Consider the following 24144-nt stretch of genomic DNA (forward strand, 5'->3'; position numbering starts at 1 on the left):
TATCGGGATTTTTTTTTGATTTCAGAGTTGTCAACTTTAATAGCAGGTATGCTAATAAGTTGACAACTCTTTAATTTTTCTATTCCCTACAATCGTGTAATCAAAGTTTAAGCCCTATATTGCGCTACAAAATAAAACTTTAGGGGTGCCTTCAAATCGTTGGCTGAGAATATACCCATTTTGAGGTTAAACGGAGAAGGTAAAAAAGTAAGGGTAATGCCCTTTAGCCTTAAAACCCTCCTGCCATCAACCTCAAATGAACCTGATCCGGATAATGCCGGCGTAGGAAAATTAGTTTGTCTGCACATTTGCATATCATGCATTCTGCATTTGAAGACTCCTGAAGTTATATCACAAAACGTAGTCTTTTTTATGAATTATATTAATGTATTAACCATAGCTGGTTCCGATAGTGGGGGTGGGGCTGGTATCCAGGCCGATTTAAAAACCTTTTCTGCTCTGGGCTGCTTTGGTACTTCTGTCATTACCGCGGTAACTGCCCAAAATACAATGGGAGTGAGGTCGGTACATGGTATTCCTGCAGAAATGATTAAAGATCAGCTGCAGGCCGTACTCGAAGATATATTGCCAGTAGCCATTAAAATCGGAATGATCAACCGTGCCGAAGTGGTACAGGTAATTGAAAAAGAGCTAAAAGCTTACAATCAATCCGTTCCTGTTATTTTAGATCCGGTAATGGTTGCTACCAGCGGTCACCGCTTAATCGAACCCGATACCGTTAACCAATTGGTGGAAAAATTGTTCCCCATCGTTAGGTTGGTTACACCAAATATAGATGAGGCCATAATTCTTTCGGGGCAAGAAATCCATAACCTCGATGATATGATTGCGGCAGGGAAGAAAATTGTGGAAAAAGGTGCAAAAGCAGTTTTGGTTAAAGGAGGTCATTTGGCTGGGCCGATTATTTACGATGTGCTCATTTCTGGTTCTGAAACTCCGGTGGTTTTAGAAAGTGCCTTTATTTCTTCTAAAAACCTGCATGGAACAGGCTGTACTTTATCATCAGCAATAGCTGCCGAAATGGCGAAAGGCAACAATTTGTTATCTGCAATTGAAATCGCAAAAAAATACATCAGCAATGCGTTAAAAGCTGGTAGCGAAGTAAAAACAGGGCAAGGCAACGGACCTTTAAATCATTTTTTTTACCCCCTAAAATTAATTGTACAATGAAGTGGAGCGAACAGGCCTGGGAAAGCGTTAAACCCATCTATAACAAAATTTTAACCATGCCATTTAATACCGAGCTGAGCAATGGCACCCTGCCCAAAGAAAAATTTATCTTCTATTTGGCGCAGGATGCCTATTACCTTTTAGAGTTTGGGCGGACATTAAGTACCATTAGTGGGCGTATGCAAGATGCAGAACTGGTTATGGCTTTCGCCGGGTTTTCTACAGGGGCAATTTTTGCCGAGCGGAGTTTACACGAAAGTTATTTTGTAGAATTTGGTTTACCAAATAAAGTAGAGCCTTCACCTGCTACACTTTTATATACCAATTATATCCTCAGTGAGGCAGCTTATGCCAGTGTAGAAGTGGCTGCTGCAGCCGTTCTTCCTTGTTTCTGGATTTATAAAGCAGTAGGCGATCATATTTTCGCACAACAAAATGGTGATCAAAATCCCTATAAAAGATGGATCGATATGTATGCCGGGCTAGAATTTGCTGCTGCAGTAGAAAAAGCTATTACCATTACCGATCAATTGGCAGAAGGGGCCAACGCTGCAACCCAGCAGAAAATGCTAAGCGCATTCGAAATGGCAACCAGGCTCGAATGGATGTTTTGGGATAGTGCTTACGAACTGGAAAAATGGAAAATCTAACATTTTAACCCTATTCTCTGCAATTATTTTGATATAAAATCAAAAAATAGTCGGTATTTCCAATAGATTTAAGGAACTTTGCAGCTTAATCTATTATTTAAAACATCAATTTTGGAAGAAAGTACGCAAGGCAAGGAAATTTTAGTTAACCAAGAAAATACACCTGTATTTGCACAAAGCTCTCCAAAACAAGTCCGTTTAGCCATATCAGCCTTTTATTTTATGCAAGGGGTCTGTTTTGCAAGTTGGGCCAGTAGAATACCCACTTTTAAAGCTTCGATGGGTTTAAATGATGCAGAATTAGGCTCTATTCTATTTGCATTGCCAGCAGGACAGATCATTACCATGTTTTTTTCTGCAAAACTCACCACACATTTCGGTAGTAAAAAAATGCTCAGGGCAACTGCGCCACTATATGCAATTGCCTTAACTTTTTTGGCCCTGGCAAGTACCGGTTGGCAGTTGGCCGCTTTTTTGGTGTTATTTGGCATTACCGGTAACCTTTGCAACATTGCCTTAAATACGCAGGGTGTTGCAGGCGAAAATTATTATGGCAAGCCGATTATGAGTTCTTTCCACGGTGCCTGGAGCATTGGGAACTTAACCGGAGCGCTAATTGCACTTGGTTTGGTGAATTTAAAATTAGGGATGTATACCCATTTTTGGATTATTGCCTTAATATCTTTAACCAATGTGGTGTTTAGCTCAAAAAAATTATTGAACTATAACAAACCTGATGTACCTGTAGAGAAAACAAAATTCTTTACCATGCCACAAGGTATCTTAGTGTTATTAGGGGTTATCGCTTTTTGCAGTATGGCCACCGAAGGTACAATGTTCGATTGGAGTGCCATTTACTTTGAAGATGTAGTGAAATTGCCCCATAATAGAGCTATTATCGGTTACGCTTCGTTTATGTTTATGATGGCCAGCGGAAGGTTTTTAGGCGTTTATCTGATCAGTAAATTCGGACGTAAAAACCTGTTGCAAATTAGCGGTGCCATTATATCAATTGGTATGGCCCTGGCCGTAATATTTCCCAATATTATTGTCGCTATTTTTGGTTTTATGCTTATCGGTCTGGGTGTTTCCAGTATCGTGCCCATGGTGTACAGTATAGCTGGTAATAACAAAAAAGTGCCTGCTGGTAAGGCCATTACCATGGTTTCGAGTATCGGGTATTTTGCTTTCCTGTTTGGTCCGCCTTTAATTGGTTATGTTTCGCAATTATCGAGTTTACGTTATTCTTTCGGGATTATTTCCGTTTTTGGCCTGCTGATTACTTTTTTGGTCACAAAAATAAAAGCTATAAACTAAGATTTCATTCCTTAAAGAACATATCAATTATTTGAAGCGCAAGGTCAGTACAAAAAAATAAATTTTTTCCCGTTTTACGCTTGTACGCTTTGCTTCCTCGTACCTCGTTGCTTCAGGGTACCGCTTCAACCGGGGCTAGGTGGCCAAAACAGTGTTTCATTTTCGGGGTTGCAGGGTGCAGAACCCCTGTCTCTAAACCCGATTGTAGCGGGCATCCCGATTTAAGCATTGTTGTTTTTTATTTTTTGGTATGCTTGCTTGTTTCACAGGTTTTATCGGGATAAAGCGCAAAGCGGGGCTACAAACCTCCATGAGCCACTATATGCTCATTTCCAAATCTTCAGATGCTAAATATGTCTTAATTTATTTTGGTGTTTAAAACACCAACCGATAAAATAATAAGCTTAAATTTTCTTCAATGTCTTATCTATTCTTTCCTGATTATTCCATGTTCTTTCAGCGTAGCAACTGCAAGTTCGATCAACCTGAAATTTTCTTCCTGATGCCCGTGCTGTACCTCTACATTAATATAGGGAATATTATTTTGCATGGCATAAACCGACAGTGAACCATCATTGGTTGCGAATTTAGATTGCAGGATGACGTTAACATTTGCTTTTTTTAAACTGCTGAATAATCTTGGTTCGGTTACATAAATCAGGTCATCGCCATCCATCTGGAAGTTAATGTAAACAGAATCCGCAGTGCTGGCCAGATCGTACCCCGGCAAATAAGATGAAATACCAAAACCACCATCAGCATTATTATGTAAGGTTAAAAAATACCCTGTAGCTTTCGGGTCGTAAAAATCAACAATTTGTTTGCCTGCGTTCAATATGGCTTTTTCAACTTCGTTAGAGCTGAACCGATCTTTCTTTAACCTGGTATTTACCCCCACTTCGGTGTAAATCGCATTGGGGTCAATACGATACTGATCGTCCATATAACTGAAATAGTAATCCCGAACGGCTCCATACTGACTGTCGATCAATTCGCCACCGTACCAACGGATATAATCAAAACCAGCTTTTACGCCGGTATCTTCATTATCATGTACCACCAAAAACTTTACGCCGTTAGGTTTGTAGCTGTATTTTACTAAGGTGATATCCAAATTGCAAAGTTTAATAAAGCTCGAATCGGTAGTCATCGCTGCAAAAACAGGAGGGTGTTGAGCTTTTACAAGGAGTGTAGAACAAATTAGGAACAGGCTAAGAATGATTTTGAACATAATCCCTAATATACAATGTGAGCACATAATTTGTTTGGATACAGCATTGTAGAATTATCCGCGCATGGTTGAGAACAAGTAATTTAAATGTACTTTTCGGCTTTCCCGTAAAAAAAAAATAATCAGGTCCGACTATTTCAGAAAATAGCTTATTGAAATAAAATTTATTATTTGCAGCCAAAACTATATATTTTACGCCTGTTTTGGCTGCAGATATTTTTTTATCAACAGCCAAAACTATATATTTGATGCGTGTTTTGGCTGCGGATAAAATTGTTTTTCATCCTTAACATTAAAAAAAAATGGAATTACTTATTGGAAGAATAGCGGAGAAAAAAATATTATCAGAGGCGCTTGCCTCGTCCTCATCAGAGCTATTGGCGGTATTTGGCAGGAGAAGGGTCGGAAAAACTTTCCTGATCCGCTCAGTCTTCCGGAAACAGCTCATTTTTGAGCTTTCGGGAGTTCATGATGCTAATGCTGCCGAACAACTACTTAATTTTAGCAAGGCCATTGCAGATGCATTAGGTTCACCATTAACTCCTGCAGCTCCCAAGAACTGGGCAGAAGCTTTTTGGCAACTCAGAGAATTTGCAGCCCCTATACTTAAGAAAAGAAAAGCTGTAATTTTCTTTGACGAGTTCCCTTGGCTAAGTTCACATAAATCAGGCTTTCTTTCTGCATTTGAATATTTTTGGAACCAATGGGCCTCACAACAGCCGAATCTGATTGTTGCGATATGTGGATCTGCTGCCACCTGGATGATTAAAAAAGTTGTAAACAATAAAGGAGGCCTGCACAATCGGTTGACACGAAAAATACGCCTGTTACCTTTCACTTTGCATGAGACAGAACAGTACCTAAAAAGCAATAATATCCATATTGACCGTTACCAGATACTGACCATTTTTATGGCAATGGGCGGGGTGCCACATTATTTGAAAGAAATCAAAAAAGGGGAAAGTGCTACTCAGGCCATCGACAGGCTTTGCTTCACTAAGGATGGCCTCCTTTCAACAGAATTCGCAAACCTTTACCGCTCGCTGTTCGAAAACGCAGACAGGCACATTTCGGTAGTTAAAGCACTTGCAGAAAAACCATCAGGATTAACAAGAAACGAAATCATTGCGGTATGTAACCTGCAGAGTGGGGGGACTACCAGTCTTTTACTCGAGGAACTTGTGGAGTCTGGTTTCATTACTCCGCACCTGCCTTTTCAAAAGAATGCTAATCAGAGCATTTACAAACTCAGCGACGAATACAGCCTTTTCTATCTTAAATTTATCGAACATTCCCGTGCCACCGGTGCAGGCACATGGCTAAAAAAATCATCAACGTCTTCCTGGAGGAGCTGGAGTGGCTATGCCTTTGAAGGGATTTGCATGAAACATACCGACAAGATTAAGCAGGCACTGGGTATTTCCGGAGTATTTACTGAAACATCAGCCTGGCGACATGCTCCAAAAGATGGAAATGGTGCACAAGTCGATCTGTTGTTAGACAGACAAGATAATGTGATCAGCGTATGTGAAATGAAATTTTCAAATACTGAGTTCGCAATAGATAAAGCTTACGCTGCAGAGTTACAATACAAACTTGAGATATTCCGTCGGCAAAGCAAAACCAAAAAAGCATTATTTCTAGCCATGGTTACAACCTATGGTGTTAAAAATAATATGTATTCTATTGGCCTGGTGCAGAATGAAGTTACCATGAATGATTTGTTTTTGCCTTAGTATAATATATCAAGAGTTAAATGTGCTGCTTAAACTCCACAAAAAAGCCCCGATTTTGGGTCGGGGCTATTGATTGTTAATATGGATGTTGATTAATGTCCGTGATCTAAATCGTATTCATTTACATCTTTATGATCGTATGGTTCTTCCATCAGTTCATCAATGGTTTTTCCTTTTTTGTTGAACCCAAAGCGCTCTAACATTCTGTCGAATATTAAATATACCACCGGTACCACAATTAAGGTTAAGAATAGCGAACTGGTTAAACCACCTACGATAACCCATGCCAAACCATTTTTCCACTCAGCACCGGCACCACTTGCCAATGCAATTGGAAGCATACCGAACACCATGGCGATGGTTGTCATTAAAATTGGTCTCAAACGTGCATGGTTGGCCAATACAAGCGCTTCTTTGGTCTCTTTACCTTCAGCCTTTAAATGGTTGGTAAAATCGACCAGGATAATCGCGTTTTTCGCTACCAGACCCATTAACATAATTAAACCTAAAATGGTGAAGATACCGATTGAGTTGTTGGTTAAAGCCAGTGCTAATAATGCCCCGATTACCGCTAACGGAAGAGAGAACATCACCACCAGTGGATAAATAAAACTATCGTAAAGGGCAACCATGATTAAGTACACCAAAATGATAGAGGCCAGTAAGGCAATACCCAAAGTACCAAAACCTTCGCTCTGGTTCTCCTGATCACCCGCCCAGCTGTAACTTACGCCAACTGGTGCTTTTAGCTTACCATTTTTTTGCATCTCTTCCAGTTTTGCCTGGAACTCAGCAACCACGGTTCCTGTTGGTCTACCGATTGACTGTGCCTTAACCGATACCGACGTAGACTTATTTAAACGCTCTAACTGACTTGGTCCTGAACCTTCTGTAATGGTAGCAAACTGTGATAATTTAATCTGTTTGCCATCAGCGTTTACAAAAATGAGGTTACGTACGTCGTCAATGTTCTGGCGGTTAAAGTTTTGATACTGGATATTGATATCATACTCGTATTCGCCTTTTCTATATTTACCGTCCGTATTACCGGCAAAAGCGGTCTGCATGGTAGAACCTACAGTTTGTAGCGTTAAGCCAACTGCCGACATCTTATCTCGATCTACCTGAACATTAATCTCAGGTGTACCTTTCTCTACCGATAATTTAATCTCCGTAGCACCAGGAATAGAAGCAAGTACTTTTTGAGCACCTTCAGCATATTTCAACGCACTATCTAAATCAGATCCCATTACCACCAACTGGATCGGTGCATTTTCTGCAATACCCAGGATACTGATTGGAACCGTTTTTACTTTTGCACCAACCAATTCTTTTGCCAGTGCACGGCTCATTTTAGTGGCGAAAATATCTGAAGAAACACCCTTACGCTCATCACGCTCAACAAGTTTTACGTTGATCTCCGATTTGTAGGCTGTTGCCTGCGTACCACCGAAATCACCTGTTGATTGACCAACAGTAGTAATTAACTGGGTAATTTCTGGTTGTTTATCTAAATAAGCTTCTGCTTTTTGTGTTAAGAAGTTGGTTTGTTCTAGTGAAGCATCTTTAGGTAACTCCAACTGTACTAAGAACTCACCTTTATCTGATTTAGGGAAGAACTCAGAACCTATAAAACCACCCACCAATAATCCGCATGAACTTAAGAACATCACCACAACAGCAACCAATGTAAGTGCTTTATGGTTTAAAGACCATGTTAAAATGCTGGTGATCCAAAGGGTAAATTTCTTTAACTGTTTTTCGAACCAAAGGATAAAACGGCCAAATATATTTTTGCCTTCGATGTGTTCTAACTTACCAAAACGTGAGAAGATAAGCGGTACAATGGTAAACGACGCCACTAATGAAAGTAGTGTTGCAATAATTACCACAATACAGAACTGACGAAGGATGTTTGAAACCAAACCGGTACTTACCGCAATAGGGAAGAACACCACCACAATTACGAAAGTAATGGATACAACCGTAAAACCGATTTCTCTTGTCGCATCAGATGCTGCCCTTACTTTGTTTTTACCCATCTCCATGTGCCGCTGGATATTCTCCAGTACCACAATCGCATCATCCACCAGGATACCTACCACGAGTGATAGACCCAACAGCGACATTAAGTTTAAAGTAAAACCGAACAAGCTGATCCCGATAAACGTAGCAATTAAAGAAACCGGAATTGATACCATAACAATTAACGCATTACGTAAACTGTGTAAGAAGAAAAGCATTACGAAGGCCACCAAAATAACCGCCAGGATTAAATCGTGGATTACCGCATCAGCAGATTCTAAGGTAAAAATTGAACTATCGTTAACAATTCTGATATCAAGCTTATTCGCTGCATATTCATTTTTAAGTTTAGCGATGATGGCGTGTACACCTTTACTTACCTCTACAGCGTTTGCATCACTTTGTTTAATGATCTGAATAGCGATAGATGCTTTACGATCGATACGAGCCAGTTTCTCGGTTTCTTTTTGCGAATCCTGAACATCGGCTACATCACCTAAGCGAATCTGTGCTCCATCTTTTGTAGTGGTTAAAACCAGGTTTCTCAACTCTTCCATACTTCTGTATTTACCCGATAAACGGATCAATACATCCTGGTTTTGAGTTTTAACACTTCCTGTAGGGAAATCAAGGTTAGAAGAGAGGATCAATTGCTGAACCTGAGGAACCGAAAGGTTATAACCTTGTAGTTTATCAGCATTTAATGAAACCTGTATCTCACGTTCCGAACCACCTACCAGGTTAACCTGTGCAATACCGCTTACCCTCGAAATTACCGGGGCAATACGTTTGTCGATCAGGTCATAAAAGGTAATATCATCCATATTTGCCGATGCAGACATGGTGATTACCGGTAAATCGTCCAGTGAGAATTTACTTAACGATGGTGTTTTAACATCCTCCGGCAAGTCTGAAAGAATGGCATTTACCTTTCTTTGTGCATCATTTAAGGAGATATCGATGTTAGCTGCATCAGTTAGAGTGATGGTAACGGTTGATAAACTCTCAAACGATACAGAGTTGATCTTTTTGATGTTTTCCATCGATGATACCGCATCCTCAATCTTTTTGGTTACGGTATTTTCAACCTCGTTTGGTGAAGCACCAGGGTAGATGGTCGAAATAGATACTACGTTGTTAGAGAATTTTGGAAGTAATTCATAACCCAACGAAAAGTAACTTAGTAGCCCAAGCAAAGTAAGTGCGGTAAACACCACAATCACCAGCGAAGGCCTTTTTATAGATATATCTGTTATCTTCATTTTAATTAGTATTGCGTTTTGCGATTGGCGCATCGCGTTTTTAAAAGCCGACTAAATTTCCTTTAACTTATTTTACGATACTCACCGGAGTACCTTCAGTTAAGTTAATCTGTCCACTGGTGATTACTGTTTCACCTTCTTTTAATCCATCAAGAATTTCAACATTATCGCCCAAAATACGACCGGCCACAACATTGCGGATTTTAGAAGTATTGTTAGCTTTATCCAACACAAAAACCTGGTTACTACTTACACTACCCACAAAAGAAGTACGTGGAATAATGATGCTTGGTACCTGTTTAGGAAACTTGAATATGGCCGTTCCGTACATACCTGCTTTTAAGGTGTTTTTGTGGCTGTTGTCTACTTCAATTTCGATTGGGAAGTTTAAAGTTCCATCAGCTTTGGCAGCGATGAAAGTTACCTTTCCTGAGAAATTATCAGTTGGAAAAACCGAAGATTTAATTTCGATCTGATCTCCGATTTTAAGGTTGGCAACCTGCGATTCGTTTACGTTAACTTTCAGTTTTAGTTTAGAAACGTCAACCAATTCAAATAACTGGGTACCCTGAGCAGTTACAAATGCACCAACCTCAATGTATCTTTTGTTTACAATACCGTTAATTGGCGATTTAATGTTGGCATCACTCAATTTTCTTTGTGAAGCCTGTAAACGCAATTTTGCATTTTTGGTAGCCAGTTTAGCCTGATCTAACTGTTGTTGCGTAACACCGCCAGTTTGGAATGAGCTTTGGTACCTGGCCTCGTCTCTTACCGCATTCTGGTAAGTAGCTTCAGCAGTTTCTCTGTCGGTATTGATAATTTCTGCATCAACACGTGCCAAAACCTGACCTTTGCTCACGCGGTCACCTTCATCAACATTGATGGCAGTAACACGACCTGCATTTTCTGATAAGAAATTTAGTTCCTGCTTTGGAACAAAGTTTCCGTTAGCCGCAAAATCTAAATTCACAGCTTTTCTCTCTACTTCAGCAACACGAACGGCAACAGCACCACCACCTTTAGCAATGAAAGCAGTTTTCTCTTCATTCTTCTTTTTATTGTTGCTTAAAACATAAGCTATTGCACCAAGGGCAACAACAACTACGATAATTATGGTAATTACTCTTTTCATTTCTATTGTACTAGCGATTTAATATTTCCGTTTGATTTTATTAATTGTATTTCGGCTATTTTGTAATTCAATAAAGCCTGCGTATAGCTGTTCTGTGCCGATGTAAGTGCATTTTCTGTATCCAGAAGATCGGTTAAAGAAGCTAAGCCATTGTTATAGTTGTTCTGTGTGCTTTTGTAAATTTCCTGAGCTAAATCAGCATTTTTACGTTGCGATTTAATGGTGTTAAGGTTATTGCGTAACTGTATTTTAGCATTCTCGTAAGCCAGGTTTAAAGAGTTTACAGATTCTTTCCTGCTTTCCTGCGCTTTTTTGATGTTTACATCTGCCTGACGGATTTTTGAACGTGTTAAAAATCCATTAAAAATTGGCACTTTTAAAGTTAGGCCAACTGCTGATGCGCCATACCCAATTGCAGCAGCATTTGATTTTAAGAAATCGAAGCTATCACTTTGGCTTGAATACGTATAATTACCCGTTAAAGCCAGTGATGGATAGTATTCAGCAACGTAAGCTTTTCTTTGCAGCGATAAAAGTTTATCCTGATTGTTCAAAAGCTTAACCTCTGTTCTGTTGGCCAGGTCGATAGAATCTGTAAATACAGGCAAAGTAGTTACCTCTGTTAATTCGGTAGCAGGCAGGTTAATTGGTGTAGAAACCGGCATCCCCATCGAAAACTTCAATTGGTTTTCTAATTGTGTAATCGCATTGATGGTTTGCTCTCGTTGTGTAGTGAGGTTAGTTAAATTAACATTGATACGGTCAACGTCGATTTTTCTTGCCAAACCATTTTTAAACTGGTTCGAAACAATTTTCTCTACAATCTTCACATTTTTAATGTTAGTGTCGATTACGTTGAGCTGTTGTCTGTTTACCAAAACCTGATAGTAATTGTTGGCAACCAGTTCAATAATCTGCTCTTCCGTTAATTGCGAAGTAAGGTTATAATATTCCTCGCTCGATCTTGCAGCCTGTAAACCAGTAAAAACCTGTTGATTAAACAACTGTTGCGAAAGTTGAACACCTGCAGTTGAATTCCAGTTCTGGCCTAATTTAATCGCCTGTGTTTGTCCACCGAAATTGGCAACCAATTGACCGATAATCGGGTTGTAAGTTAAGCCCACGTTTCCTGTAAGCTGAGGTAAGGCCTGCGCCCTTACTTCCTCTACCTTATATCTTCCGCCTTCAATGTCCAGTTTCGCATTCCGGACTTTAGTATTGTTTTGGAGCGCATAGGTTAGCGCATCTTTTAAGGTAACCTGCTGCTGTGCAACTACCAGCTGTGGTAAAACCGAGCCGATAAGCAGTATGAGCATTAACTTTACCATTTTTACTCTAAGCATAATGTATTGTTTTTTGTTTTTGGGTTTTATCTATTTAATTTATCCGAGGCATTTAAAGGTAATTTGATGCCTTTCGCCGCGGTATTATTCTGCGCACCTTAAACCCCTCACAAATATGGTTGTGAGGTTTTTTTGCTTCAGTGTCATTTTGTTAAATGCTTTTTTATCCGGGAAAAGGTCCTTGCCAGTTTCCATAATGCACATGGTACAAAGACCCATCAAGCTTTCTAAATAAAGTTCGGCTACATGGAAAGTATCCTCATGTTCTATTTCTTTTTTTTCTTTTGCACGACTAAAAATTTCTGCAAAGAATTCTTTTTCAGAGCTTTTAAGTGCATGAAGTTTACCTTTTATCACATCATCGTTTAATAAATCAGGAATACCTTCGGTGATCCTTAACATGTAATATTTTTGGAAAAAGGTATTTCTAACGTCTATTGTGTTAAAAAGGATCTCTTCTAAAGGCTGATCAGGATTGTATTTCTTTTTGATCAATTCAAAGAAATCGTGAAATACCCTTTCAATTACACCTATAATCAAATGTTTTTTATCCGGGAAATAATAATAAAGCGATGGTTTGGAAACGGATAGATCTTCTGCAATATCGTTCATCGTGGTTTTACCAATACCAAAATGGATAAAGCGTTTTATCGCACCATCAATAATCTGCTCTCTCTTTTTATCGGCTACAATCATTTTACTTTTCTACTTTCTGACTTTTTTAATATTTTAGTCAAAAATAGTGCTAAAAAATGATTTGTCATGAAAGGTTTGTTGAAATTGCGTTAAGCTTACAATTCTATGACTCATTTTTGGTTCTTCGGCTGTTTATATATCTTTACAAACCAATCATTTAGAAATCTTGTCATTATTCTTTAACGTTTTAACTGTATTATTTACCATCGTTGTGATGGAGTGTTTGTCGTGGTTTATACACAAGTATTTATTCCATGGTCCGCTATGGTTTCTGCATAAAAGCCATCACCAAAAAGCAAAATCATTTTTCGAGTGGAATGATCTGTTTGCACTGCTCTTTGCTGCGCTCTCTTTGTATTTAATGTACATCGATCGCAATGGTTTGGGTTACCGGTTTTTTATTGGTTTGGGCATTTCCCTATATGGTATGGTTTATTTTGTGGTGCACGATTGGTTTGTACACCGCAGGTTTAAAACCTTTAAAAGCAATAATACTTATTTGCAGGCGGTGCGGAAAGCGCATAAAATTCACCATAAAAACAGGGGGAAGGAAAAAGGGAAGGCTTTTGGGTTACTATTTGTAAAGAAAAACTTAATAAAAAATGATTAATGTATTTTAAACTAACTAATTAGTTTTATATTTATATTGTAAATATAAACTATGAGAAAACTTATCTTTTGCTTCGTAATGCTTTTTGTAGGCTCATTACAGGCACAAACCATCAAATTTACGGTTGAAGGGCTGGTTCAAAAGCCCAAAAACGCAAAATTTGCTTATCTGGTAAGTGAAACGCCAGTTATAGGAAAACCCGATCTGTTTTTGGTCATGCCAATGGAAGTTAATCAGTTTAAAATTCCGGCAACATGCAACTTAGAAGGAGGGCTCTTAAGAAAAGGTTTCATTTTTCTTGACGAACGTGGAGACATTACCCTGAATGACGTGAAATTAAAAATTAAACAAAAGGTGTGGTTTGTGGGGGGGAGTGCAAATCTGAAGTCGATTTATCTTGAAGATGTCAAACTGGATATCGAAAATCCTTATAATCTGCAGTCGGCAAAAATAATAGGTGGCGGAATTTATCTTCAGCAATCAAAAGATGCCACGCAGGCCCTTAGAGATAAAAAGTTTTTAAGCTTTATTAAAAAAAATGCTGATTCACCTGTAGCACTTTCCGAATTGGATAACTTTATACTTTTTGCCAATATCCCTGGTTTTATAAAGGAGTTTGATTTCAGTTCACCAATGCAATTATACGGGGCACTCTCAAGTCGTTTAAAAAACAGTAAAGAAGGAAAAGCAGTTAAGAAAAAAATCGATGAGGGAAAAAAATAGCGATTGAGATGATGACGAGTTAATCAGTAGTTATTCTTGGCAAGGTGCTTGTGCTCGTATATGAAACTTTTGTCATGAAAAAAATCTATTACTGCTATTTTCTTTTATTATTTGTTGTTATTATATCGTGCCGTAGGACGCCAAAAACAGATCAGGACCGTGCCATTGCCCTGGTAGAATCCAGGTATAAAGACAGCGATCAAAAACTCAATTTCGACAGTGCAAAGCTCGATAGCCTCTATAATATTTCACCTGCGGCTTATGCTGATAGTATTAAAAAAGGAAATGAGCTTGATGCAACTTTGGCTCAATTAGAGAGTGAGATCGAACATTTAAGTCAGGCAGAATCCGATAGCGTAGGCTTAATCAGTGCCCGGTTAACTAAAGAGAGGTACCATTTACTGGAGCTGGCCAAAACCAAACCCACATTTACCGGCTGGACACTTACCGGCGTTAACATAGAAGGGCCACAACCCGCAGTTAAAAACTTCAATTTTGATAAAGAAATTACAAAAATTGTAGAATAATTTCCCCTTAAATTAATTGAGCAGCAAACGCTGCATCTTTAAAATTACACTATCTATTTATTTCTTACTTTTGCAGCATAATACAAAATCAACATGCTTCAAATTCAGGAAAATATTTCGTTAAAACCATACAATTCATTTGGCATCGATGTTAAGGCCACTTACTTTGCCGAAATATTTTCTGAGGATGATTTAAAGGAACTTTTTCAGCATGACCTGGTAAACTCGCAAAAACTGTTCATTATAGGCGGTGGGAGTAATGTGTTGTTCACTCAAGACTACAATGGTCTGATCATCAAGATCAGTATTAAAGGCATCAAATCTGAAATTACAAACGATAATATATTCGTTACTGCTGGTGCAGGAGAAGTTTGGAATGATTTTGTAAATTATTGTGTGGAGCATCATTTTGCAGGTGTAGAAAATTTAAGTCTTATTCCGGGTACGGTGGGTGCATCGCCTATACAGAATATTGGTGCTTATGGTGTAGAGTTAAAAGATGTTTTTGAAAGTTGTACCGCATTTGAAATCAAAACCAGAGAAGTTAAAATGTTTACTTATGCCGATTGTCATTTTGGTTACCGCGAAAGTATATTTAAAGGAGCATTAAAAGGGCAGTACATTATTACTTCTGTTACTTTCCGTTTATCTTCTGAAGCAAAAATTAATACTTCTTATGGGGCTATCGAAGCAGAACTTCACTCAAGGGGAATAGAAAACCCTAACATTGCCGATGTTTCTTCTGCGGTATCGCATATCCGGGTAAGTAAATTACCCGATCCATCAACCATTGGCAATGCCGGAAGTTTTTTTAAAAATCCGGTGATCGAAAAATACGAATTTGCCGATGTGGTGGCCAAACACCCAGATGTGGTGCACTATCCTACAGCTGATGATAAAATTAAACTGGCAGCAGGCTGGCTCATTGAACAATGTGGATGGAAAGGTAAAATTGTAGGCCATACCGGTACATGGAAAAACCAGGCTTTGGTTTTAGTTAACCATGGCGGTGCAACTGGCACGGAAGTTTTTAGTTTTTCTGAACAGATTATAGACAGTGTAAAGTCTACTTTTGGAGTCACTTTAGAGCGAGAAGTAAATATTCTGTGACGAAAAGTTGCTGTGGCATAGTTTTACGCTTTTGGCACCGTGCCAGAAATTTTTGGTACTAAGTTTGTTTAGGTTTAGTAGAATAAGCAATAATTTGTTTTAATCTACCTAAAGCTAAAAATCATGACAAAATTTGAATTCAATCATCTGGTTAATCATCACTCGGTATCACTTAGATCTTATGCTTTAAATTTCACAAAAGACGCAGAAGACGCAAATGATTTGGTTCAAGACACCATGCTTAAAGCAATCACTTATTACAATAAGTTTAAAGAAGGTACGAACCTGAAAGGCTGGTTGTTTACCATTATGAAAAACACTTTCATTAACAACTACCGCCGTTTGGTAAAAACCAATACTTTGATTACACAGAGCGAAGATATTTCTTCTGCAAACCTTTCATATAGTGCGACTAAAAATCAGGCAGAAAGTAAATTTGTACTGGGCGATATCGATAAAGCCTTATCACAATTGCCGGAAGAATATTATGTTCCATTTATCCGCTATTTTGAAGGATATAAATACCATGAAATTGCTGATATGTTAGAAATTCCAATCGGAACGGTTAAAACACGTATCCACGTAGCCAGAGGGATTTTGAAAAAATACTTAAAAACATATTCGAAAGAAATTGCCAGTACCGAAATGGCTTAAGATACATCAATCGAAAAACTAAGGGCTCAGATTTTTATCTGGGCCTTTTTTGTTTGGTCTTATTTCTTTAAGAGCTTTTCATTTCGGATGAAAATTTATATGAATGGCCAGAGGAATTAAGAAGGTTAATAGTCTTGAAATATCTTCATTTCGATCCCGAAGATTCCGGGAAGAAATCTTTTAAATTTGAGCCTTGAACTCTTAGTTCAAAGATCTCTCCATTTCGCTGCGCTTCAATCGAGATGGTGCTTGAACTTTTAACAAAGCATTTCCAAAACACTGTAAAAAGCAAAAGGCCTGAAACTTCAGGCCTTTTTGCTTATCATATATTTGGTTAGTTGATTCTTATTTTTTCTTTCAACAATTCGCCTTCTCTCTTATTTCGAAACAAATGCAAACCTCGAACGATTATGTGTTTTGAAGCTTTATTGCAGTGTTTTTGTTTTGTGGTTATAAAGATAAGGGAAATTTTAAATTTGTCAAGCTTTTTTTAACTTTTTTTTTATTTCTTTTGCTACCACTTGCCCGGATATGATTGCAGGTGGCACTCCGGGGCCTGGAACGGTTAATTGTCCGGTATATAAAAAATTTGTTACTTTGCTTTTCATCTTCGGTTTTAAAAAGGCCGTCTGTTTCAAAGTGTTTGCTAATCCATACGCATTTCCTTTAAAAGCATGATAATCTTCAACAAAATCATTCATGGCGTAACTCCGTTTAAACAGAATGTGATCACTAATGTCGTTTCCTGTTAAATTTTTGAAGCGTTGCACCAATAAATTAAAGTATTCTTCCCTTTTGCTTTCGCTATCTTTTAAATCAGGCGCAAGCGGAACCAAAAAGAAAAGGTTTTCGCAACCCTCTGGTGCCACGCCCGGATCCGTAACCGACGGACAGCAGGCATAAAATAATGGTTTTGTTGGCCATTGCGGATCGGTGTAAATTTCTTCAGCATGCTGGTCAAAATTCTCGTCGAAGAAAAGATTGTGGTGTAAAATATTGTCAAGCTTCTTATTTATGCCGATATAAAACAACAGGCAGGAAGGGGCCATGGTTCTGGTGTCCCAGTATTTTTCGCTGTAATTGCGGTATGGCGCATCAAAGAGGTGTTGGTCGATATGGTGATAATCGGCATTTCCCACCACAAAATTACTTTTAAAATTTCCCTTATTGGTAATTATTTCTTCAGCGATATCGTTTTTAACCACTATTTTGGTTACTTCGGTATTGAAGATAAACTTTACGCCCTGCTCTTCTGCTATTTTTTGCATGGCGTTCACAATTTTGTGCATACCACCCATAGGGTACCAGGTACCTAAAACAAGATCTGCATAGTTCATTAAACTATACAAGGCAGGAGTGTTCTGCGGTGTGGCACCTAAAAATAAAACGGGGAATTCTAACAATTTCCTTAAACGTTCATTTTTGAACAACTGGTGCACATGCTTGCGCATATTGCCCAAAAGTTGCAGCTTGATTCCGCTTATAGCCAAACGGGGGTCGAAATACTCCATTACACTGTGCGAGGGCTTGAAAACATATTCGTTCATGCCTACATCGTACTTGTACTTCGCCTGATCGAGAAAAGATTGCAGGTTTTTACTGCTGCCAGGTTCCAGCTGTTCGAATAAAGCATATAAATCAGCAAGTGTTGCGGGTACATCTATCGCATCATCTTTACCAAAGTAAATGCGGTAAGAAGGACTTAGTCTTTTAAGCTCATAAAAATCGGACGCTGTTTTATTGAAGATTTGGTAGTAGTTTTCGAAAACATCTGGCATCCAATACCAGCTTGGGCCCATATCGAATAGAAAGCCATCTTTTTCCCATGTTCTGGCACGGCCGCCAGCCATTTCGTTTTTTTCGATAACGGTAACTTCGCAACCATCTTTGGCCAACAAAGCTGCTGCGGCCAGGCCCGCAAAACCGGCGCCAATAATGGTTACCTTAGGTTTTTTATCCATGGTGTAAATAAAGGAAATTTATAGCGATTTGTTTTTGTTTTTTGTCATTCAATGGGCTTTGTCATTCTGATCTCAATGAAGGATCTTTAAGGCATAGGGTATGTAATTGGTTAAAAAGATATAATTTACCATTAAGAAGTTAAGAAAGTTAAGCCGGATGAGCTTAATGATCTTAATTCCTTAATGATGAACAGTGAATATATGCCAATTGAACTCTTGATAGATTTCTTACCTTTGTGCCTAACTCATGATTAAACTACGCATTATATTTTTTCTGCTGTTTGCAGCAAGTAATATTACTTACGCCCAGCTCTCTAACCAGGAAATTGCGGTACTGAAAACCAACATGGTTAAAGCGGTAGAAAACTCGAAACTAACCGATTCTTTATTTACCAAGTTGACTAAACTACCCAATAAAACCGCGTTAATTACCGGCTATACGGGTACTTTAGAGGCCCTGAAAGCTAAACACTCCTGGAATCCATACAACAAGATCAAATATGTAAGCCGGTCGCTTAAAACGATGGAAAAGGCCATAGGTATGGATAAAGAAAACATGGAAATCCGGTTTATGCGCTTTTCAATCGAATTTTATACCCCTGCTTTTTTAGGGTTTAGTAAAGATCTGGCAACGGATAAAAAGGAAATTATTAAACATTATCAAAATGAAAATTTTGGTCTCGCCGACGATGAACTGGTTAAAAATGTAGCCAAATTTATGATCGATAGTAAAAAATGTACCCCATCAGAAATTAAAATTTTAAAGAAACACCTCTAAAATGCACTATACCTATTTACTCATTAACCTTGGCGTAATTTTTTTTCCATTAGTTTTATCGTTCGATAAAAAGGTACATTTCTTTAGCAAATGGAAATTTATATTTCCAGCGATATTAATTACTGGTGTGGTGTTTTTAATCTGGGATATTTTGTTTACCAAACTCAATGTGTGGTCGTTTAATCCTGATTATTTGGTAGGTATTAACCTGATGGGGCTGCCTTTAGAAGAAATTCTGTTCTTTTTAACCGTTCCTTACGCGTGTGTGTTTATTTACGAATGTTTAAATGTTTATTTTCCAAAAAACAACCTTCAAAAATATAGTCTGGCATTGAGTAATTTATTCCTCGGCCTATGTGTAGCCATGCTGTTTTTTGGTTATAACCATTGGTATACGCTCATCAATTTTGGCTTTTTGCTCATCGTGCTGGCTTATGTAGAATATGTAAATGTAGAATTCAGGTTTATGTACAAATTTTACAGGGCTTATTTAGTTTCGCTTATTCCTTTTTATATCGTTAATGGTTTTTTAACTGCTATTCCTGTTGTGTTATATAACAATAAAGAAAACCTGGGCTTTAGGGTAGGTACGATACCTTTCGAAGATCATTTTTATTTAATGGGTTTGTTGTTGATGAATGTTTTTCTTTACGAGGTTTTTAAGGCTAAAGGCAGTAAGAGCGTAGCTTAATTTGCATTGTTATTTTTTTTGAAAATGAACATTCAATGGTTCTTGGAGGTTTGCAGTCCCGCTTTACGCTTTATCCCGATGAAACCTGTGAAATAAGCAAGCACACCAAAAAATAAAAAACAACAATGCTTAAATCGGGATGCCCGCTACAATCGGGTTTATTAACAGTGGTTTCTGCACCCTGCAACCCCGAAAATGAAATGCTGTTTTGGCCCCTGGCCCCGGGTGAAGCGGTACCCTGAAGCAACGAGGTACGAGGAAGCGAAGCGTACAAGCGCAAAACGGGAAGAAACGTATTGTTATGCAGAGGTTGCGTGCTCCAAAAAAATCAGCTCATTTTACACCATATATGCCATTGTAGAAAACATGAGCTTATATTTCTTACAGGGTTAAAAAGCTTTTCTTTATCTTCAACGCGAAATTAACTCAATGGATTTACCCGCTTATACCAAACAGCAACTCGCTTTACGCAACGGACAAGACAAACCCCAGATCTGGGTGGCTTACAAAGGGCTGATTTACGACATGACCGATAGCAGGTTATGGCGCAATGGTAAACACTATGAACATTGGGCGGGGCAGGACCTTACCGACGAATTGCCCGATGCGCCGCATACCGAAGCGGTTTTTGAGAAATTTACTCCAGTTGCCGTATTGATTAAACCAGGTTCATTTTAGTAAGGGTGGCTTGTTTCAACTCCTTAAATTCTGACGGTCTTTTGCCCACCATTTTATAAAAAGTATTACTGAAGGAAGAAATGCTGTTGTAGCCCACCTGGTAGGCCACTTCGCTAATGGTAGCATCGCTTTCCAGCAATTTTTCCATCGCTTTAATCATCCGGGCCAGTTTCAGGTACTGGAAAAAAGAGGTATCTAACGCAGATTGAAATAATCTCGAGAGTGTACGTTCACTAAAGCCCATGGCCTTGCCCACACTTTCCAGACTCATACGATCATCGGCTAATCCATCTACAATATGTCGCAGTACTGGCCTTAACCGTAAGTTCTCAGTGGTTGGGAGCGCAATGGGTAAGGGGTGTTCACTTACCACCGGTAAAATATTTTTAAGGGTATTTAAAAAATCGTATTCGTGCGTTTTGGGTGTAATATTTCCGTTCCAGCGCTCCGAGAAGAGGAACATTTCGAGCAATAGGCTATTTACCGGATAAATACCAATCTGTTTGTAAAACGGGTTTTCATCATCGGTAGTGGTATCAAAATAAATATTCCGCACAATGGCGGCATGGTAGCGGTGCTGCAAATGATGCTCAACCCCGGCCGGGATCCAAACATAATGCCGTGCAGGCAGAAAATAAGATTTCTCTTTGGTGTATAGAAAAATAATGCCACCCTCTACATAGGTAAGCTGTCCTTTTAAATGCTTATGGTCTTGAAATCGGTCTTCAAACCTGCTGTGCCAAACATACATGGTTTCTGGTTTTTCGTCGATTGCAAATAAAAGGTCTTCGTTGCTAACTTTTATCATTTGGCTGGTTTGAACAAATATATGTCAGTTTAGATAAAACAAAGTAACAAATCTGTAACGAAATTTGCATCATTAATTAACAGATATGATTTTTTTAAAGCGTAAAAGGATGTCTTGGGTGTGCATGCCCTTTCTTTTATCATCAATTTTTGTACATGCACAAGCTGTTTCAGATCAAAGCAATTTTACCATTAACCAGGTTTGGGCAATGGCTGATAGCAACAACAAAAAGATTTTGATGCAGGGTTTGAACGTGCAGGCTGCAGATGCTCATGTAAAAGTGAGTAAAGCTGAACGATTGCCTGAAGTTGCTGCTGAAGGGATTTACGCACATGTTTTGCCTTTGCCAATTTACGAAAATGGATTGTTTCATACCCCAGGTCAGTTTCCGGTTGCACCTACTTATTATAAAGCCAGTGCTGATGCTTATTTCAACATTTATAATGGCGGAAAAACCAACACTGAAGTTAATGCTTCGAAAGTAGAAAGCGAACTGAGCAGGATACAAGTAGGACAAAGCAAACAGGAAATCCATTATGTGGCGGCAGTTTATTTTTATGATGTATTCCGCAATATTTCTTACCGCGGTTTGCTGGAACAGGATATCCGCGACCGCGAAAAGCAACTGGCCGAAATTAACCAGCTGTATAAAAACGGTACGATATTAAAAAGCGATGTGCTGAGGGCTGAATTACGCCTGTCTAAACAGCGAATGCTACTTACCGAAATCGAAAACAGCATTAAAATAGCCAAGCAGAAGTTGAATATTTTAATTGGCAGAACAGATGATGCACCTTTAAATCCTCAGATTTTGGATCAGGAAACGGATGCCATTGCATTGAAACAGGTTAATGAATATTTTAACGATGCCAAAACATCTTCTTACAAAATCCAGATTTCGGAAAAAGAACAGGCACTCACTAAATTGAAACTCGAAAATGTAAAATCGAACGTGATGCCTTCTCTGGGTTTCTTCGGTGAATATGCATTTGCCTATCCGCAGATCCAGTTTTATCCTTATGCACTTTCGCTCTACAGCACAGGTATGTTTGGATTAAAGCTTAAAATCCCGATTTCTTCCTGGTATACCAATCAGCACAAAGTGAAAGAAGCTGAACTTAAGGTAAAGCAGCAGGAAGTAGAAGACGAAGATGTAAAGGATCATATCCGCCAGGAGGTTCAGGAAAATTATATCCGCTACAAAGAATCGGTGCAGCGCATTACATTGGCTGAAGAAAACATTAAACAGGCCACTGAAAGTTATCGAATTGTGCAGAATACTTATTTTAATCAACTGTCGCTTTTAACCGACCTGCTGGATGCCGAAACACAATTACTGCAATCGAAATTCGAACTGACCACCGCAAAAGTGAATGCGAAAATACAATATTATCAATTACAAAAAGCCGTAGGAAATTTATAAAATGAACACACAGAAACAAAGTAAGGCCGATAAAATCATCAGCAGGATTACCACCATCATAGCGCTCATCGTTTTAGTGGTACTGATGATATGGGGTGGAAAAACCCTTTTTGGCTATATGAAATACGAAGAAACCAACGATGCGCAGGTAGATGAATACATTAACCCGGTAACAGCTAGGGTAAGCGGTTATATTAAAACCGTAAAGTTTGAAGAAAACCAGGAAGTGAAAAAGGGCGATACGCTGGTGCTGATCGATGATGATGACTATACCGTTCAACAGGATGAAGCTTCGGCTTCGTTGTTAAATGCCAAAGCGCAGGTTTCGGTACAACAAAGCAATATTAAAACAGCACAAAGCACTGCTTTAGTTGCCGAAGCTAAAATTGCAGCGGCAAAAGCGAAACTCTGGAAACAACAAACGGAATATAACCGCTATAAAAAACTGTTCGATGCAGAATCGGCTACCCGCCAGCAATTGGAAACAATTGAAAGTTTATTGCAGGTGGCGCAGGCGGAGTACCAGGCCGCCAAAGAAGACTATGTAGCAGCTATTTCGCGAACGAACGATATTAAAGTGCAAAGTAATGTGCTTGAATCTGAAATAAAAAGGAGAGAAGCCGTGGTAAAAAGAAATAATCTGAATACCTCTTATACAGTTATTGTGGCACCGTACGATGGCAAAATGGGTAGAAGAACGATACAAGTAGGACAATTGGTTCAAACCGGCCAAACGATCGCTTATTTGGTTGACCGCAGCGCGGGAAAATGGGTGATGGCTAATTTTAAAGAAACGCAAATTGCCAAAATGCATGTTGGCGAGAAGGTTAATGTTGAGGTGGATGCTTTCCCCGGACAATCGTTTACGGGTGAAATCGAATCGTTATCCGGCGCAACTGGTTCGAGGTTTTCATTATTGCCACCCGATAATTCGACAGGGAATTTTGTGAAAATTGCGCAACGCATCCCGGTTCGTATCCGATTGGATAAGCAGGAAAAAGGAATCGATGCCTTAAGTGCCGGAATGAGTGCCGTTGTTAAAGTGAAAAAAAATGACTGATCAATTGCCCATATTTAAAGCAAGGATACCCGAGTGGCTGGTAATGCTGAGCATTTTTGCAGTGCTTTTATCATCGGTATTGCTTTTTGCATTATCAACAGCCGATGGCACAGCTGCGGCAGGTTATTATGGAGCAAGCGCATCTGATGTTCAGTTTTCTTTACTGATGTTTTATGCCGCGGTGGCCAGTTTTGCAGTGGTGGAGCGACGTTTTTTCGCCAGGGTAGTGACCAAAGATTACCTGTTGATTTGCATTATTCTCGAAATTCTGATTGCTTATTGGTGTTATCATACCCGAGAAATCTGGTTGATTTTTACACTACGTTTTTTGCAAGGCATTGTAAACTGCGGATTAACCAGTATTTCGCTCAACCTGCTCTTTAGCCGTTTAAAATCGGAGCATGCAAAAGAAACGGGTTACACCATATTTTATGGGATGATCCTTTGCGTATCGCCCATTACGGCATTGTTTTCGGTCCCATTGTAGAAAATTATGAATATAATGTCTTGTACAAAGCCATCATATTTTGTTTTT

General features: G+C 38.9%; 23 protein-coding genes. 15 read left to right on the forward strand and 8 right to left on the reverse strand.

Annotated features, from left to right (window positions below):
* Positions 1–107: 107 nt before the first annotated feature.
* The gene (locus H9L23_RS25185) at positions 108–308 is read right to left on the reverse strand and encodes a hypothetical protein (RefSeq protein WP_187592863.1); all 201 of its coding nucleotides are present in this window, start codon (positions 306–308) and stop codon (positions 108–110) included.
* A 64-nt stretch (positions 309–372) separates the two neighbouring features.
* Here H9L23_RS25185 and thiD point away from each other — a divergent pair, with 64 nt between their 5' ends.
* From thiD to H9L23_RS25200, 3 genes are all read left to right on the forward strand, one after another.
* Positions 373–1191: a bifunctional hydroxymethylpyrimidine kinase/phosphomethylpyrimidine kinase gene (gene thiD, locus H9L23_RS25190; RefSeq protein ID WP_187592864.1), complete on the forward strand. Its 819-nt coding sequence runs from the start codon at positions 373–375 to the stop codon at positions 1189–1191.
* Entirely contained in the window at positions 1188–1841 is a 654-nt protein-coding gene (locus tag H9L23_RS25195) for a TenA family protein (RefSeq protein ID WP_187592865.1), read from the forward strand. The genes thiD and H9L23_RS25195 overlap by 4 nt, the downstream gene beginning before the upstream one ends.
* A gap of 111 nt (positions 1842–1952) precedes the next feature.
* On the forward strand, positions 1953–3158 hold the full coding sequence (locus tag H9L23_RS25200; protein WP_246474782.1) for an MFS transporter: 1206 nt from the start codon (positions 1953–1955) through the stop codon (positions 3156–3158).
* Positions 3159–3585: 427 nt separating this feature from the next.
* Here the strand turns inward: H9L23_RS25200 and H9L23_RS25205 are convergent, their stop codons facing one another.
* On the reverse strand, positions 3586–4272 hold the full coding sequence (locus H9L23_RS25205; RefSeq protein WP_246474783.1) for a hypothetical protein: 687 nt from the start codon (positions 4270–4272) through the stop codon (positions 3586–3588).
* Between the two features lie 419 nt (positions 4273–4691).
* Between H9L23_RS25205 and H9L23_RS25210 the strand changes: the two genes are divergently transcribed.
* Entirely contained in the window at positions 4692–6125 is a 1434-nt protein-coding gene (locus H9L23_RS25210; protein ID WP_187592867.1) for an AAA family ATPase, read from the forward strand.
* A 92-nt stretch (positions 6126–6217) separates the two neighbouring features.
* On the opposite strand, the gene H9L23_RS25215 is transcribed toward H9L23_RS25210, so the two are convergent.
* From H9L23_RS25215 to H9L23_RS25230, 4 genes are all read right to left on the reverse strand, one after another.
* The gene (locus tag H9L23_RS25215; protein ID WP_187592868.1) at positions 6218–9412 is read right to left on the reverse strand and encodes an efflux RND transporter permease subunit; all 3195 of its coding nucleotides are present in this window, start codon (positions 9410–9412) and stop codon (positions 6218–6220) included.
* A gap of 67 nt (positions 9413–9479) precedes the next feature.
* Positions 9480–10547, reverse strand: a complete 1068-nt coding sequence (locus H9L23_RS25220) for an efflux RND transporter periplasmic adaptor subunit (protein WP_187592869.1) — start codon at positions 10545–10547, stop codon at positions 9480–9482.
* 2 nt (positions 10548–10549) lie between these two features.
* The gene (locus tag H9L23_RS25225) at positions 10550–11890 is read right to left on the reverse strand and encodes a TolC family protein (protein ID WP_187592870.1); all 1341 of its coding nucleotides are present in this window, start codon (positions 11888–11890) and stop codon (positions 10550–10552) included.
* 84 nt (positions 11891–11974) lie between these two features.
* Positions 11975–12586, reverse strand: a complete 612-nt coding sequence (locus H9L23_RS25230; RefSeq protein WP_187592871.1) for a TetR/AcrR family transcriptional regulator — start codon at positions 12584–12586, stop codon at positions 11975–11977.
* Between the two features lie 166 nt (positions 12587–12752).
* Here H9L23_RS25230 and H9L23_RS25235 point away from each other — a divergent pair, with 166 nt between their 5' ends.
* From H9L23_RS25235 to H9L23_RS25255, 5 genes are all read left to right on the forward strand, one after another.
* Positions 12753–13196 carry a sterol desaturase family protein gene (locus H9L23_RS25235; protein ID WP_246474784.1) on the forward strand — a complete coding sequence of 148 codons (444 nt, stop codon included), beginning with the start codon at positions 12753–12755 and terminating at the stop codon, positions 13194–13196.
* Between the two features lie 51 nt (positions 13197–13247).
* Entirely contained in the window at positions 13248–13919 is a 672-nt protein-coding gene (locus tag H9L23_RS25240; protein WP_187592872.1) for a hypothetical protein, read from the forward strand.
* Between the two features lie 74 nt (positions 13920–13993).
* Positions 13994–14446, forward strand: coding sequence for a hypothetical protein (locus tag H9L23_RS25245; protein ID WP_187592873.1), 453 nt, complete (start codon positions 13994–13996; stop codon positions 14444–14446).
* Between the two features lie 93 nt (positions 14447–14539).
* Positions 14540–15556, forward strand: a complete 1017-nt coding sequence (gene murB, locus H9L23_RS25250) for a UDP-N-acetylmuramate dehydrogenase (RefSeq protein ID WP_187592874.1) — start codon at positions 14540–14542, stop codon at positions 15554–15556.
* 123 nt (positions 15557–15679) lie between these two features.
* A complete protein-coding gene (locus H9L23_RS25255) occupies positions 15680–16210 on the forward strand; it encodes an RNA polymerase sigma factor (protein ID WP_025142035.1) in 531 nt (176 codons plus the stop codon).
* Between the two features lie 479 nt (positions 16211–16689).
* Here the strand turns inward: H9L23_RS25255 and H9L23_RS25260 are convergent, their stop codons facing one another.
* Entirely contained in the window at positions 16690–18171 is a 1482-nt protein-coding gene (locus H9L23_RS25260) for a phytoene desaturase family protein (protein ID WP_187592875.1), read from the reverse strand.
* A gap of 247 nt (positions 18172–18418) precedes the next feature.
* On the opposite strand from H9L23_RS25260, the gene H9L23_RS25265 reads away from it, so the two are divergent.
* The 3 genes from H9L23_RS25265 to H9L23_RS25275 all read left to right on the forward strand — a co-directional run bounded on the left by H9L23_RS25265 (position 18419) and on the right by H9L23_RS25275 (position 20318).
* Positions 18419–18949: a hypothetical protein gene (locus H9L23_RS25265; protein WP_187592876.1), complete on the forward strand. Its 531-nt coding sequence runs from the start codon at positions 18419–18421 to the stop codon at positions 18947–18949.
* A gap of 1 nt (position 18950) precedes the next feature.
* The gene (locus tag H9L23_RS25270) at positions 18951–19640 is read left to right on the forward strand and encodes a lycopene cyclase domain-containing protein (RefSeq protein WP_187592877.1); all 690 of its coding nucleotides are present in this window, start codon (positions 18951–18953) and stop codon (positions 19638–19640) included.
* A 429-nt stretch (positions 19641–20069) separates the two neighbouring features.
* A complete protein-coding gene (locus H9L23_RS25275; RefSeq protein WP_187592878.1) occupies positions 20070–20318 on the forward strand; it encodes a cytochrome b5 domain-containing protein in 249 nt (82 codons plus the stop codon).
* Here the strand turns inward: H9L23_RS25275 and H9L23_RS25280 are convergent.
* Positions 20299–21126 carry a helix-turn-helix domain-containing protein gene (locus H9L23_RS25280; RefSeq protein WP_187592879.1) on the reverse strand — a complete coding sequence of 276 codons (828 nt, stop codon included), beginning with the start codon at positions 21124–21126 and terminating at the stop codon, positions 20299–20301. The two genes, H9L23_RS25275 and H9L23_RS25280, sit on opposite strands and share 20 nt — an antisense overlap.
* A gap of 85 nt (positions 21127–21211) precedes the next feature.
* On the opposite strand from H9L23_RS25280, the gene H9L23_RS25285 reads away from it, so the two are divergent.
* Genes H9L23_RS25285 through H9L23_RS26760 form a run of 3 tightly spaced genes read left to right on the forward strand, consistent with a single transcriptional unit; the run spans position 21212 to position 24096 of the window.
* Positions 21212–22549 (forward strand): TolC family protein, encoded by a 1338-nt coding sequence (locus tag H9L23_RS25285; RefSeq protein ID WP_187592880.1) that lies wholly within the window; start codon positions 21212–21214, stop codon positions 22547–22549.
* Between the two features lies 1 nt (position 22550).
* Positions 22551–23609, forward strand: a complete 1059-nt coding sequence (locus tag H9L23_RS25290; protein WP_187592881.1) for an HlyD family secretion protein — start codon at positions 22551–22553, stop codon at positions 23607–23609.
* Positions 23602–24096, forward strand: coding sequence for a hypothetical protein (locus tag H9L23_RS26760; RefSeq protein WP_246474785.1), 495 nt, complete (start codon positions 23602–23604; stop codon positions 24094–24096). The genes H9L23_RS25290 and H9L23_RS26760 overlap by 8 nt, the downstream gene beginning before the upstream one ends.
* The last annotated feature ends 48 nt before the right edge of the window (positions 24097–24144 follow it).

The organism is Pedobacter roseus (assembly GCF_014395225.1).
GTDB classification, from domain to species: Bacteria; Bacteroidota; Bacteroidia; order Sphingobacteriales; family Sphingobacteriaceae; genus Pedobacter; species Pedobacter roseus.